The organism is Streptosporangium carneum (assembly GCF_027922005.1).
GTDB lineage: Bacteria > Actinomycetota > Actinomycetes > Streptosporangiales > Streptosporangiaceae > Streptosporangium > Streptosporangium carneum.
Map to the genome: position 1 here is coordinate 152419 of NZ_BSEV01000007.1, position 12671 is coordinate 165089.

Genomic DNA, 12671 nt, shown 5'->3' on the forward strand with positions numbered 1-12671 from the left:
GCGGGGATCCTCATGGGATCCCCGCCCCTGCTCGTGCACGGCCACCCGGTGGGGCGGCCGCCGACGTTCACCGGGCCGTGTCCGCTCGTCAGCGCCGACCGGCTCCGTGTCACCACTCGCCGTACCGGCGCCGATGAGGGTTCTGAGTCCAGCCGTCCTCGTCAACGGCCGACCGTGACCCCGGCGAGCTCGCAGGCCCCGGGAGAAGGCCAGGAGGCCGCTGAGAAGCCCGTTCCGGAGCAGAACCAGCCTGTACCCGGCTGACCGCCTCGGTGACCTCGCAGGCCTCAGGAGAAGGCCAGGAGGCCGCCGAGGAGGCCGTTCCGGAGAAGCGGTGTCGTCTATGGGCGGTTGACCGTGACCTCGGTGACCTCGCTGCCCTCGGGGTAGTAGGGGAGCCTGGCGTGCTGGATGTCGTTGATCGAGGCCTTGACCGTCTCGGCGTGCGTCACCGTCCTGGTCAGCGTGCACCTGCCGTCGTCGCCCGTCCGGCAGAGGGCGGGCAGCGCGACGTTCTTGCCCTCGCGGAGCCAGGAGCCCTTCACCAGCGCGCCGTGCACCGGCTTTCCTGCGAGGTCGGTGACGGTCAGGTCCACGAAGGCCTGCCATGCCGGGGAGTGGGCGGGGTTGCCGACCGCGACGGAGCGGGTCTTCGCCTCGCTGACCACCAGGCCCTCGGCGGGCTTGGAGGACAGCCTGACGTCGTCGACCGCCCAGTACCAGCCCTCCTTGGTCGAGGCGTAGCGGAAGCGGACCTGTGCCTGCTTGGCGCCGGCCGGGACCTGGACCTTGAACGACTCGGTCTTGGCGACGGCGTCGGCGGTGTAGGAGGTGACGGGGACCGGGGTCGCGCCGTCGAAGGAGATCGAGACCTCGGCCTTCTGGGCCGGGTCGGTGCGGTAGTGCGTCACGTAGGACAGGTCGAGGGTGCTTCCCGGGTAGACCTTCGCGGGCGGGCCGACCAGGGTCGAGTCGAACCCTCCCGTGACCGGCTTGTCGGTCCACTCGTCGGAGTCGGCGACGGCGAACACGTCGCGCGAGCGCACGTTGGTCTCACGCCGCTGGTCGCGCTCCGTGCGGGTCCAGAACTCGTCCGTGGCGAAGGACCAGCCCCGCCACTCGGCGTAGCCGCCGGTGCCCATCGCGCCGTTGTCCACCTTCCAGCCGGTCGGCGGGGTGTGGGTGAAGCCCTTCAGCCCGGCGGGGATGCCGGTCTCGTCGGCGCGCTCGGCCAGGCTCGGGCGCAGGGTGTCGAACGGGTCGGTGCTCGCCGTCGTGATCGGACGTCCGTCGAGGGCCGGGTCGAGCGGCTGGCCGAGGTGCTTCAGCGCGGTGGCGGCGAGGTCGACGAGGCGGACGTCCGTACGGGTGGCCCCCGCCGGGATGTCCGCGCCCTGGGCGATGACGAAGGTCGAGCGCTCGCGGGGGTCGGAGCCTCCGTGGTCGCCGCCGGTCTTGTGGCCGTGGTCGGCGGTGACCATGGTCAGCCAGTTCTCCTGGGCGTAGGAGGGCCTGGAACGCACCGCCTGGAGGATCCGGCCGACCTGGGCGTCGGCGTCCTTGATCGCCTTGAGGTAGGCCGGGCTGTCGGGGCCGGTGCTGTGCCCGGCGCCGTCGATGTTGTCGAGCTGGACGAAGGTGGCGTCCGGGCTGTTGTCCTTGATGTAGGAGACCGCCTTGCGTGTGGTGCCCTCGTCGTAGTCGGCGCCGCCGTTGAGGCGCACGTCCACCTTGGCCCCGAAGACGGTGTTGTTGATCGGCCCCCAGGACGCGACGACGAAGGTGGAGAAGGACGGGTCGGCCTTCTCCAGGCGGGTCATGAAGTCGGGGTAGGCGTCGTAGCGGGGGCTGGTGAAGTCGTTGTCCCTGACGTTGTGCTTGTCCGGCCAGACGCCGGTGGCGATCGTCGACCAGCCGGGGCCCGAGCTGGTCTGCGCCATCGGGCTGGAGTAGAGCGGGCTCGGCGCCGCGGTGCCCTTGGCGACGAGCTCCTTGAGATTGGGCGCGTCGGCCTCCCCGATCTTGTCGAGCAGGGCGCCGTCGAGACCGATGACCAGGAGCTTGTCCTTCTTGGTCCCGTCGGGGCCGTCGGGCACCTCGGGGGGCGCCTCGGGCAGCGGGGGCTTCTCGATGGGCGCGTCGGCGACCCTGACGTCGTCGATAGCCCAGAACCAGTTGTTGGCGCCGTCGTGCAGGCGCCAGTTCACCTTCATCCTCTGGGCGCCGGCGGGGACGGGGATCTCCAGCGAGTAGTACTCGTTGAGCGCGTCCGCGTCGCCCAGCTTCATGATCTCGACAGGGGCGCCGCCGTCGAAGCTCACGGTCACCTGCCCCTTCTGCGGGGCCTCCCGGCGGTAGTGGCTGGCGAAGCCGAGGTAGACCTTGTCCTTCCCCTGGGGAAGGGTCACCTCGTTCGAGGTCAGCGTCGAGTCGAACCGGCCCTTCGAACTGGGGGATCCCTTGTCGTCCCACTCGTCGGGGTCGGCGACGGCGAACACGCCGGAGGCGCGGGTGAAACCCTCCCTGCCCTGCCCCTCCGCGGCGGTCCAGAAAGGCAGTGTGGTGAACGACCAGCCCTGCCACTCGGTCACGCCCTGCGGCATGTCCGGGGCCAGACTGACCGTCCATCCCGCGGGCGGTGTGTGCGTGAATCCCTTGAGGTCGGCGGGAATCCCGGACTCGTCGACCCGGGTGGACAGGGAGCCGGAAAGGCCGTCGAAGTTCTCGGCCTGCAACGGGGTCTGAGCAGTCCGGGCCTCGGCGGCGAGAGGCGTCGCGATGACCGTGGCGGCCGCGAGCAGGGCCAACCCATTCCTGAAGCGCATGTGCCTTCGTTCTGTGCTGTCGTTCTGTAGCTGTCGGGTGTTCCGGGGAAACCGTCATGCAGGACGGTGAATCGACAGCGACGACATAATGAACGGGCGGCCAATTAGCCCTATTCGATTTCACGTTCAGCGCTATAGGAAATAACGATGAGCAATTGTTTTCATTTACCGGTACGGTCCTCGGGGGACGTCTTCGAAAAATCAGGGCGACCCCGGGAAAAAAGGAAGGGCGCGGGGCCCTCGCCCCACGCCCTCACGGCGACGCGCCCGGACTCACATCCGCACGACCACGGTGTTCGCCGCGCGGTCGTGCAGGCCGCGCTGGTCGCGGTCCCAGATCAGAGGCGGTACGGCCAGGCACAGCAGCACGGTCCGCACGAGCACGGACAGGAACCGGGGGCGGCCGCCGTCGAGCGCGGCGACCCGGATGTTGAGCAGGCGCATGCCGAACGTCATGCCCATGGTGCCGACCAGCAGGACGTACTCGACCGCGAGCACCGCGACGGGAACCCAGCTCTGCTGGACCGGGTCGATCCGCAGCAGTCCCTGGGTGATGGCCCAGGTGCAGATCAACCAGTCGATCACCAGAGCGCCGATCCTGCGCCCGAATCCGGCCACCGCTCCGCTGCCCTCGGCGGGCAGCCCGAGCTGCTCCCCCGGATAGCCCAGATCCACACCGGCCGACCTGACGCCGCCGAGCCAGGTCTGGGTCCAACGGGGCTGCTGCCTGCTGTTCATGACTCCACGGTATCCGCCCGTGAGGTCGCCCCCGCATTCGGCCGAAACCCTACCGAACCCGACGAAAAACAGAGATCATGATCTTTAAACTTCTTGTCCTCTTTTTCTTCGGAGTCCTCAGTGTCCGATACGGATGACCTCGACCGACGCTTCGCGGCCATCGCCTCCCAGACCGACCAGGACGAGCGCCGGAGGATGAGCGACACCGCCGCCAAGGAGTGGTCGAACCTGCCTCGCAACAGACGTCGCCGCAGGCGGTGGATCACGGTGTTGGCCGCGTGCGTCCTCGTCGCGGGCGCCGGAGTCGTCGTCGCCTACCGGCCCGAGGTCGTCACCCAGGTCCGCGACGCCCTCGCCGAACAGCTCTCCGACACGGGCGGCCTGAGCCTCGGCGCGATTCCCGAGGAGACCATGACGGTGGACGCCGTCCCCCCGTCCGTCTCCCCCTTCGAGGGGTCTCCGGCCAAGGACTACGCCGAGGGGGTCAAAGGACTGGTGATGCCGCCCGCCACGACGAGGGGCGGACTGAGCCGGAAGGACGTCGCCGCCGCGTTGAAGCGCACCAGGGACATGCTCGCGGCCTCCCACCTCGATCGCCGGACGCTCATGGGCGGCAGGCCGACGGCGCTGGTGAGGCTTCTGGACCCGGAGCTCCGCCCGTGGTTCCTGAAGAACCTGGACCGCAGGAAGCCCGGGAACGACTCCAACACCCGCTACTGGGTCACCAGCCTGGCGCCCAAAGCCGCCGAACTGGCCACAGACGTGATCAAGGTCAACGGGCGGACGAAGTACTCCGCCTTCCGTGAGGACGGCAGAACAGGAATCCGGATCACGGTGAACTACCTGTTCGTCTACGCCGTCCAACGCCCCGGACAGCCCGAGAGCGTCACCCGGGTCATCAGCCACAACATGGGAGAGCTCCTCGCCTACCGGGAGAACGGCGCACTCGTGGTGTGGCCCGTCGAGTGGAACTCCGGCACCGTGACGGGGGTCCGCTGCGATGTTCAGGACGGCTTCGTCCACCCCTTCTACGAGGACTCGGCGCCTGACAAGGAGGTGGTCGAGGCCACCGGCGCCCCGCTGGACCCCTATGACCTCGACCACGACTCCGGCGACGACAACAGCTGCAGAGCGGCCTCCCGCAGCTGACCGCCGAACCGTACGGCGGTCGCGGCCACCGGGCGGGCCGTACGTGACCGGTCAGACGACGCCCCAGGGCCCGGTCCTGTCCGGCGGCTGAACCGCGACCGGAGGCGGACCTGTCCGGTGGCCGGCCCCGCCGCACGCCGGGCCGTACGTGAAAGTCGGGCAAAGGAAGCTGTTTCCGGCATGGCGCAGTGATGCGCCGGAGCTAGCGTGAAGGACGGCTTCTCCTTAACACGAGTGAAACAAAAGAGACACGGGGCGGTAACGGCGCAGATCTACGTTCGATCTGATAGCCCGTGCCCCTTGGGAGGTTCGCGTGTTCAACTCCGCTGACGACGTCCTCAAGTTCATCAAGGACGAGGGGGTGCAGTTCGTCGATGTCAGGTTCACGGACCTGCCGGGGACGACGCACCACTTCACGTTCCCCACGGAGAACTTCGGGGCGAACGTCTTCACCGACGGCCTGATGTTCGACGGATCGTCGATCCGTGGTTTCCAGGCCATCCACGAGTCCGACATGCTTCTGCTGCCCGACCCCTCGACGGCCGTGCTCGACCCCTTCAGAAAGCACAAGACGCTCAACATCAACTTCTTCGTGCACGACCCGCTGACGGGTGAGGCCTACAGCCGCGACCCCCGCAACGTCGCCCGCAAGGCCGAGGAGTATCTCAAGGGCACCGGCATCGCCGACACGGTCTTCTTCGGCCCCGAGGCCGAGTTCTACATCTTCGACGACGTGCGCTTCGAGACCAGCGCCCACTCCAGCTACTACCACATCGACTCCATCGAGGGCGCCTGGAACACCGGCAAGGCCCAGGACGGCGGCAACCTCGGCTACAAGCCGCGCTACAAGGGCGGCTACTTCCCGGTTCCGCCGATGGACCACTTCACCGACCTGCGCTCGGAGATGGTCCGCCGTCTCATCGAGGCGGGCATCGAGGTGGAGATGCAGCACCACGAGGTCGGCACCGCGGGACAGGCCGAGATCGACTTCCGGTTCAACACGCTGCTCAAGGCCGCCGACACCATGATGCTGTACAAGTACATCGTCAAGAGCACGGCGCTGGAGCACGGCCACACCGTCACCTTCATGCCCAAGCCGATCTTCGGTGACAACGGCTCCGGCATGCACTGCCACCAGTCGCTCTGGAAGGACGGCGCGCCGCTCTTCTACGACGAGGTCGGCTACGCGGGTCTGTCCGACACCGCCCGCTACTACATCGGCGGCCTGCTCAGGCACGCCCCGTCGCTGCTGGCCTTCACCAACCCGACGGTGAACTCCTACCACCGCCTGGTCCCCGGCTACGAGGCTCCGGTCAACCTGGTCTACTCCCAGCGCAACCGCTCCGCGTGCATCCGCATCCCGATCACCGGCTCGAACCCGAAGGCCAAGCGCATCGAGTTCCGTGTGCCCGACCCGTCCTGCAACCCGTACTTCGCCTTCGCCGCGCAGCTGATGGCCGGAATCGACGGCATCCGCAACAAGATCGAGCCGGTCGAGCCCGTGGACAAGGACCTCTACGAGCTTCCCCCCGAGGAGGCCCGCAACATCCCGCAGGTCCCCGGCACGCTCGCCGAGGTGCTCGACGCCCTGGAGGCCGACCACGACTACCTCCTCGAGGGCGGCGTGTTCACCTCGGACCTGATCGAGACCTGGATCGCCTACAAGCGTGAGAACGAGATCGACCCGATCCGCCTGCGCCCGCACCCGCACGAGTTCGAGCTGTACTACGACGTCTGACCGATTGAGGCCGTGACCTGCGGAAACCCTGACGGGTGGTCCGCCGGGACCAGGGCAGTGCCCTGGGCGGACTCCATGCCGACTTCGGAGTCGGCGATGAGAACCCTTTCTGGGTGATGATCGAACAGTGGTCGGCGCAGTGCTGGGTGCCGGATTCGAGTTTGGCATCGAATTGGGCATCCAGGTAATGAACCTTTCCGCGTAGCCCTTGATCGGCCACAACTGATCAAGGGCTACTTCGGTTCCAGCAAGTACGAATTACGCGGAACGTAGGTCACGCCGCAACTACGAAAGGGACATCAACCTGCGTATCGCATTCGCAGCTCGTCCATTGCGAGGTCCCAGAAGGACCTGTAACGCATAGCCCCGGGCAGCCATGGCGCGAGATACCAGGCTTCCCACTCACCTTCAGGAGTTTTGACGTGGGGGTTGAGGAGAGCCACTCCGTCATCCCAGTATCCGGCCAGAAGGGTGTCGGGCACATACTCCCCTCTGTAATGGATGGAGTCCTGCTCCGGTCCGTAGACGAAGTAGAGCTCGTCGGGCACGCTCCATGAGTTCTCGGGCTTGGGTGCCGACCAGCTCTCGGCGACCGAGGGGTCCACATCCCGGAGCCAGCCGATTTCCTCGACACGTAGCAGGCGGCAGTCGTCGTCACTGCCCCATCCGTTGGCGAACAGGAGAAAGCGCCGGTAACTCGTCGGCAGCTCCGCACCCAGCCGCTCTTCAAGCTCACGGACCTCTGCTTCGGCAGCCGGGGAATACAGGTCGCCGAGTGGACTGACCGCCGGGCGATCAGAACCCTCGATCACCGGATGCCTTGCGGGGAAGCGTTCAGACCATGCGTACCGGGCACTCACGGTGAAGAAGATATCCCGTTTCGAGTGGCTGCTGAACGTGCGGCACAAAGCGCGGGTGTCTTTTGGATCGGTCACCTTCGCATGGAGGGAATCACATAGGAGGGCGGCCGGCCGTTCATCGCTTCCGTCAGGTCGTCCTCGGTCAGGTGGAGAGTGAAGGCGTTGCCCGTCTGGTGTGGAGCCCAGCCGCGGTCGAGAGCTCTGCGGATGGTCGCCGACACGAGTGCGGGTCGTACGGCCATCGCTCGTTCCCCGAGCCACGCGTCCGGCCGGGAGCAGGGAAGCGACACTTCGCGGGCTCGCGCTCGAGTGGGCGCGGCTACCATCTCTGGTCGCCGGCACGAACCAGCATCTCGTTGACGGCGACTCGCCGCTCTCGCGTGACGATGTAGCTGATCGCGTCCGCGACGTCCTCCGGCCGCAGCGCTTCGATGCCGTCGACCTGTCTGCGGGCCGCGTCCCGGGTGGTGTCGCTGAGATGGTTCACCAGTTCGGTGTCCACGGTGCCGGGCTCCACCACACTGACCCGGACGCGTTCACTGAGCAGTTCCTGGCGAAGCGATTCGGCGAACGCGTTCAGGCCGGACTTGGTCAGGCCGTAGACGCTGCTCCCCGGCCGGGCGACCCGCCCGGCCGTCGAGCTGACGTTCACCAGATCCGCCACCTGCCGCGGAGAGGTGGACGCCGCGTAGATCAGGTGCGGGATCGCGGCGTGCGTGACGCGCAACAGCGCCGCCACGTTGAGCGAGATCATCCGATCCCACTCCTCGATGGTGGTGTGCAGCGCCGAGTTGAGCAACATGATCCCGGCGTTGTTGACCAGGATGTCCAGGCGCCCGAACCGATCCAGCGCGTCCTGCACCATGTCGTCGGCGCGTTCAGGCTCGGTGATGTCTGCCTCCAACGCGACCGCCTCTCCGCCCAGCTTCGCGATGTCGCTCGCGACCTGGTCCAGGCGGCTGCGGCGGCGGGCGACCAGGGCCACCGCCGCGCCCTCGCGGGCGAGGCGGCGCGCGGTCGCGGCGCCGATTCCGCTGCTGGCGCCGGTGACGAGCGCGACGGCTCCGTCCAGCGGCCGATCGTGCATGACTGCCTCATTCCCTCGGGTCGGGGGCGACGCGGAAGCGGGCGTCGCCGCAGATCATTCGCTGACAGGCCTCGGGTGCCACGACGAGGCTCGCGCAGCCGGCTGCCGGGTCGCACCAGGGAGTCTCACTGGTGCGACCCGGGCCAGGGAGGGCCACGGGTGCGAGAGGCCTCCCGTAGGCCCGATTCCGGACGGGCCGACGACTCTGGAGGCACGACGTGGGGCGCCTGGTCACCATGACCGCGGGGGTGCCGGCCGGAACGGCGGCGCACGATGTGGACGACATCCGGGCACGTGAAGCCGCGCGCCACGACGCCGACGGCAGCGGCGGCGGCGGCCGACGGCTCATTCCCCGGCCTTCACCGCGTCATGGACGCTCGCCGCGGGACAGGGCGTCGCCGAGCCGCCTTCGCGAGCTGATCCCGAGCTTGGCGAAGATCTTGCGGAGGTGCCACTCGACCGTACGCGGGCTCAGGAAGAGACGGGCCCCGATCTCCGGGTTGGAGAGGCCGTCCCGCACGAGCAGGGCGATCTGTTTCTCCTGTGCCGTCAGCTCATCACTCGTCGGGGCCTCGCTCCTGCGCTTGCGGACGGTCTCGCCCGTGGCGAGAAGCTCGCGGCGGGCACGCTCGGCGAACGCCTCCATCCCGATCGACGCGAACATCTCGTACGCGGTACGCAGGTGTGCCCGCGCCTCGACCCGCTGACGCTCCCGGCGCAACCACTCGCCGTACAGCAGGTGGGCGCGCGCCAGTTCAGGGCGCAGGATCGTCCGGCCCAGCCGCTCGATCGCCTCGCGGTAGAGGTCGTCCGCGGCGGCGTCGTCGCTCAGCAGCGCGCGGCAGCGGGCCAGGATTCCCCGCGCCCAGTCCGTGTCGCACGGTTCCGCCGCGTCCGTCAGACCTTCGAGCGCCCCGCGGGCGGCCGTGTCGTCTCCGACGCGTGCCGCCGCCTCGACGAGCTCGGGCAGCGCCCACTGGGAGACGATCAGGTTGGCGCTCCGGGTGGTGGCCTGGGCCGCCGGCAGCGCGAGCCCATAGCGGGCGAGGCCGTTGTAGAGGACCGCGGCCGCCCAGTGGGCGGACGCGACACCGTTCAACTGACCGCCGGCGCCGGCCTCCTCGATCGTGGCGGCGATCAGCGCCGCGGCCTCGGCCTCCTTGCCCTGCATCGCCGTCAGCAGGAGCCGGGTGTGCTGCGTCATGGGCACGCCCGTCGCGTCGGCGACGGCTTCGGATTGGGCGACGAGCGCGGCCGCGGCGGCGAATTCGCCGCTCAACGAGATCGGTATCCCCAACGCGTGGAGATAGATGGGAAGCTCGGACAGGGCGCCGGCCGCGCGCACCTCCTCGACCGCCCTGGCGGGCGTCTCGGGCATGATCCGGTCCTCCCAGAGGAACGCGCTCACGCCACAGGCCGCCCAGCCCCATTTCAGGAGGTCCTGCACGGGATGGTCCGTGAGTGCGGTCTTCGCCCTTCGCAGCGCGGGAAGCGCGGCGCTCCGGCCGTCGGTGATGAGCAGCGCGTAGCCCTCGAGCACGAGATCGAGGGCACGCGGACGACCTTCGGGAGCGGGAAGCTCCCTCATCGCCCGAGAGACGGCCATGAGGCTGTCCCGGTTTCCGGCGCCGAACGACGCGGAACCCCAGGCGATGAGATACGTCTCCCGCGCCAGGTCCATGTCGAAGGGCTCCAGCCGCTGCGCGGCCGCCAGCAACATCAGCGGCGCCTCGTTGTCGAAGCCTGCCGCGAACGTGATGTGACCGCCTGCCAGGTGGGCTCGCACGCGTTGGAACTCGCTCTGGGCGTCCCGGTCGGCGATGTCGGCGAATCGGCGCGCGGCTTCGATGTCGCCCGCCCGAAGGCTGGCGTCCGCCGCCGTCAGGGCGCGTTCGGCGCGCCGCGAGGTGTCGACGCTCAGTGCCACGGATCGCTGCAGGAACGCCGCCGCGGCGGCCAGCCCACCGCGCGCCTGTGCCCGGCCTGCGGAGCGTTCCAGTTCGGCGGCGACGTCCTCGTCGGGCGCGGCCGTCGCGGACGCGAGGTGCCAGGCACGGCGGTCCGGGTCGGCCTGCGCGTCGGTGACCTCCGCCAACGCAAGATGGACCGCCCGGCGATCCCCCTCCTTCGCCGACCCGTACACGGCCGACCGCACGAGCGGGTGACGGAAGATCACCCGTACGTCGAACTCCAGCAGCCCGTCCGTCCCGCTCGCCAGGACCGTCACCGGCGTGACGCCGAGCCGTTCGGCGGCACGCCACACCAGCGAGGGGTCGCCGACCGGCTCGGCGGCGGCGATCAGCAGGAGCAACCGGGTCTGCTCGGGCAGGCCTTCGATCCTGGCCAGGAAGCTCTGCTCGATCCGGCTCGGCAGCGTGTCGGCGTCCAGGAGGCCGAATCCGCCCGCCATCCGGGTCACGGCCAGCTCACGCGGCAGCTCCAGCAGGGCGAGCGGGTTGCCCCTGGTCTCGGCCACGAACCGATCGCGGATGTCCTGATCGATCCGGACGTGCGTCACCGAGCTCAGCAGAGCGTGCGCGTCTGCGGCCTTCAGCCCGGCGACCTCCAGCTCCGGCAGTCCGAGCAGGTCCTGAGCCCGCTGGCGAGAGCCGAAGACGAGGGCGACCGACTCCGCCAGCAGCCGCCGTGCGACGAAGCCGAGAATCTGCGCCGAGGCCCGGTCCATCCACTGCGCGTCGTCGACCACGCAGAGCAGAGGACCCCTCTCCGAGGCGTCCGACAGCAGGCTCAGTACCGCCAGCCCGACCAGGAAGCGTTCGGGCGGCGTTCCCCCTCGCATCCCGAACACCGTCTCGAGCGCGTCGCGCTGCGGCGCGGGAAGGTTCTCCAGTCGATCCAGCAGCGGCGCGCACAACTGATGCAATGCGGCGAAGGCCAATTCCATCTCGGACTCGACACCGACCGCACGCAGCACCCGCATGCCGGTCGCCAAGCTCTCCGCGTACTCCAGCAGCGCCGACTTCCCGACTCCCGGCGCGCCGTGGACCACGAGCACGCGGCTCTCCCCAATGCGGACGGCCGCGATCATCTGATCGAGGAGGGCGCACTCCGGCCCCCGCCCGAGCAACCCGACGTTCTCACCGCGCCCGGCGCTCCGCTTACGTTGGCCCACGGCCCCTCGCCTTTTGTCCTGATTGCACGACTCTGCATACACCCAGGACACACGCCAGGCCAAGTTTCCGGACTCGTCTGTGCCGCCCGCTCGTAGTGACGGCGGCCGGCGGCGGCTGCCGGCTCCGCGGTTCGATTGAGATCGCCCAGGTGCGGGGACGGTCCGTCACGAACCGGGAGCCCACCGTCGCCCGACGACGCGGCGGATGCCGCCGGGGATCCGCGAGCGGGCCGAAGCCCGGAGCTGACGGCCCGACGACCTAGCGAGCGACGCCGGCGGCGAGCAGTTCTTCCAGTTCGGCGAGGTCGCCGGTCTGCGCGGCGGCGAGGAACGTCTGTACGAGCCGCCGGTGCGCGGTGGTGCTCACCGGTCGGCATCGCTCAGTGGCGAGGTGGCCGCGAGCGCGTCGCACGAGTTGCCGCGCGTGGTCTTCGCTCAGGTGGAGGATCTCGGAGATCTGGCGGTAGGGGTAGTCGAAGGCCATGCGCAGGAGATAGGCGGCGCGTTCGGCGGGGGTCAGTCTCTCCAGCAGCAACCGGATCGCGGTGTCGACCGCCTCGTGGCGTTCGGCCGCCGTCCCGGGGCTGACAGCGCGGTCCGTCGTCTCGGGAAGCCAGGGACCGGCGGAGGTCTCATGACGCCTGCGGGCGGACTGGACGACGTTGATGGCGAGCCTGGTGGTGGTCAGCGCAAGGAACGCGGGCGGGCTGACGACGACGGAGCGGTCGGCGCGGGCCCATCGCAGCCACGTCTCCTGCACCACGTCCTCGGCCTCGCCCACGTCTTGCAGGACGCGCAGGCCGATCGCGAAGAGCCGGGGCGCGGCGCTGACGAACGCCGAAACGGCTCCGTCCCATCTTCTGATCGACCGGTCGCCGGTCTGCTCCGTGTGGTCTGTGTGCGACTCCAACAGGTTCATGGTCACGATCTCGGCTCCGTTCGCACCCCGGCATCCGGCGATGCCGCTGCGATCACGGTCGTTTCCCGAGCCCCTCCATCGCGCCCTGGGGAGAGCCTGGTCGACACCCTGGCCCGGACCACTGGGGCCCCGTGGTGGGCGCCGGGGCATGGCACGAGCCGCTTCGCGCGCCCTCTCAGACCGGACGACCGCGCGGGTTCGTGACAACTCCTCTCGATCCCC

Annotated in this window: 9 protein-coding genes; 2 read left to right on the forward strand and 7 right to left on the reverse strand. The window is 69.1% G+C overall.

Features of this window, described 5'->3' with window-relative positions:
- Positions 1–341: 341 nt before the first annotated feature.
- Entirely contained in the window at positions 342–2825 is a 2484-nt protein-coding gene (locus tag PKF00_RS17650) for an alkaline phosphatase family protein (RefSeq protein WP_271218632.1), read from the reverse strand.
- A gap of 273 nt (positions 2826–3098) precedes the next feature.
- On the reverse strand, positions 3099–3563 hold the full coding sequence (locus tag PKF00_RS17655) for an RDD family protein (RefSeq protein ID WP_271218633.1): 465 nt from the start codon (positions 3561–3563) through the stop codon (positions 3099–3101).
- A gap of 120 nt (positions 3564–3683) precedes the next feature.
- Between PKF00_RS17655 and PKF00_RS17660 the strand changes: the two genes are divergently transcribed.
- Both PKF00_RS17660 and glnA read left to right on the forward strand, forming a co-directional pair.
- Complete coding sequence (locus PKF00_RS17660; RefSeq protein ID WP_271218634.1) at positions 3684–4712, forward strand: hypothetical protein; 1029 nt, start codon at positions 3684–3686, stop codon at positions 4710–4712.
- A 313-nt stretch (positions 4713–5025) separates the two neighbouring features.
- A complete protein-coding gene (glnA, locus tag PKF00_RS17665) occupies positions 5026–6450 on the forward strand; it encodes a type I glutamate--ammonia ligase (protein WP_271218635.1) in 1425 nt (474 codons plus the stop codon).
- Positions 6451–6749: 299 nt separating this feature from the next.
- On the opposite strand, the gene PKF00_RS17670 is transcribed toward glnA, so the two are convergent.
- The 5 genes from PKF00_RS17670 to PKF00_RS17690 form a co-directional block, all read right to left on the reverse strand.
- Positions 6750–7385 carry an SMI1/KNR4 family protein gene (locus PKF00_RS17670; RefSeq protein WP_271218636.1) on the reverse strand — a complete coding sequence of 212 codons (636 nt, stop codon included), beginning with the start codon at positions 7383–7385 and terminating at the stop codon, positions 6750–6752.
- Positions 7382–7552 carry a hypothetical protein gene (locus PKF00_RS17675; RefSeq protein ID WP_271218637.1) on the reverse strand — a complete coding sequence of 57 codons (171 nt, stop codon included), beginning with the start codon at positions 7550–7552 and terminating at the stop codon, positions 7382–7384. The genes PKF00_RS17670 and PKF00_RS17675 overlap by 4 nt, the downstream gene beginning before the upstream one ends.
- Positions 7553–7629: 77 nt before the next feature.
- Positions 7630–8397: an SDR family oxidoreductase gene (locus tag PKF00_RS17680; protein WP_271218638.1), complete on the reverse strand. Its 768-nt coding sequence runs from the start codon at positions 8395–8397 to the stop codon at positions 7630–7632.
- A gap of 367 nt (positions 8398–8764) precedes the next feature.
- On the reverse strand, positions 8765–11530 hold the full coding sequence (locus PKF00_RS17685; protein WP_271218639.1) for an ATP-binding protein: 2766 nt from the start codon (positions 11528–11530) through the stop codon (positions 8765–8767).
- A gap of 259 nt (positions 11531–11789) precedes the next feature.
- Complete coding sequence (locus PKF00_RS17690; RefSeq protein ID WP_271218810.1) at positions 11790–12449, reverse strand: sigma-70 family RNA polymerase sigma factor; 660 nt, start codon at positions 12447–12449, stop codon at positions 11790–11792.
- Positions 12450–12671 lie beyond the last annotated feature (222 nt).

What these genes read in the sequence shown, in the direction of transcription:
- PKF00_RS17650 (WP_271218632.1), bottom strand. Translation starts at nt 2,825, where the DNA reads ATGCGCTTCAGGAATGGGTTGGCCCTGCTCGCGGCCGCCACGGTCATC.
- PKF00_RS17655 (WP_271218633.1), bottom strand. Translation starts at nt 3,563, where the DNA reads ATGAACAGCAGGCAGCAGCCCCGTTGGACCCAGACCTGGCTCGGCGGC.
- PKF00_RS17675 (WP_271218637.1), bottom strand. Translation starts at nt 7,552, where the DNA reads ATGGCCGTACGACCCGCACTCGTGTCGGCGACCATCCGCAGAGCTCTC.
- PKF00_RS17680 (WP_271218638.1), bottom strand. Translation starts at nt 8,397, where the DNA reads ATGCACGATCGGCCGCTGGACGGAGCCGTCGCGCTCGTCACCGGCGCC.
- PKF00_RS17690 (WP_271218810.1), bottom strand. Translation starts at nt 12,449, where the DNA reads ATGAACCTGTTGGAGTCGCACACAGACCACACGGAGCAGACCGGCGAC.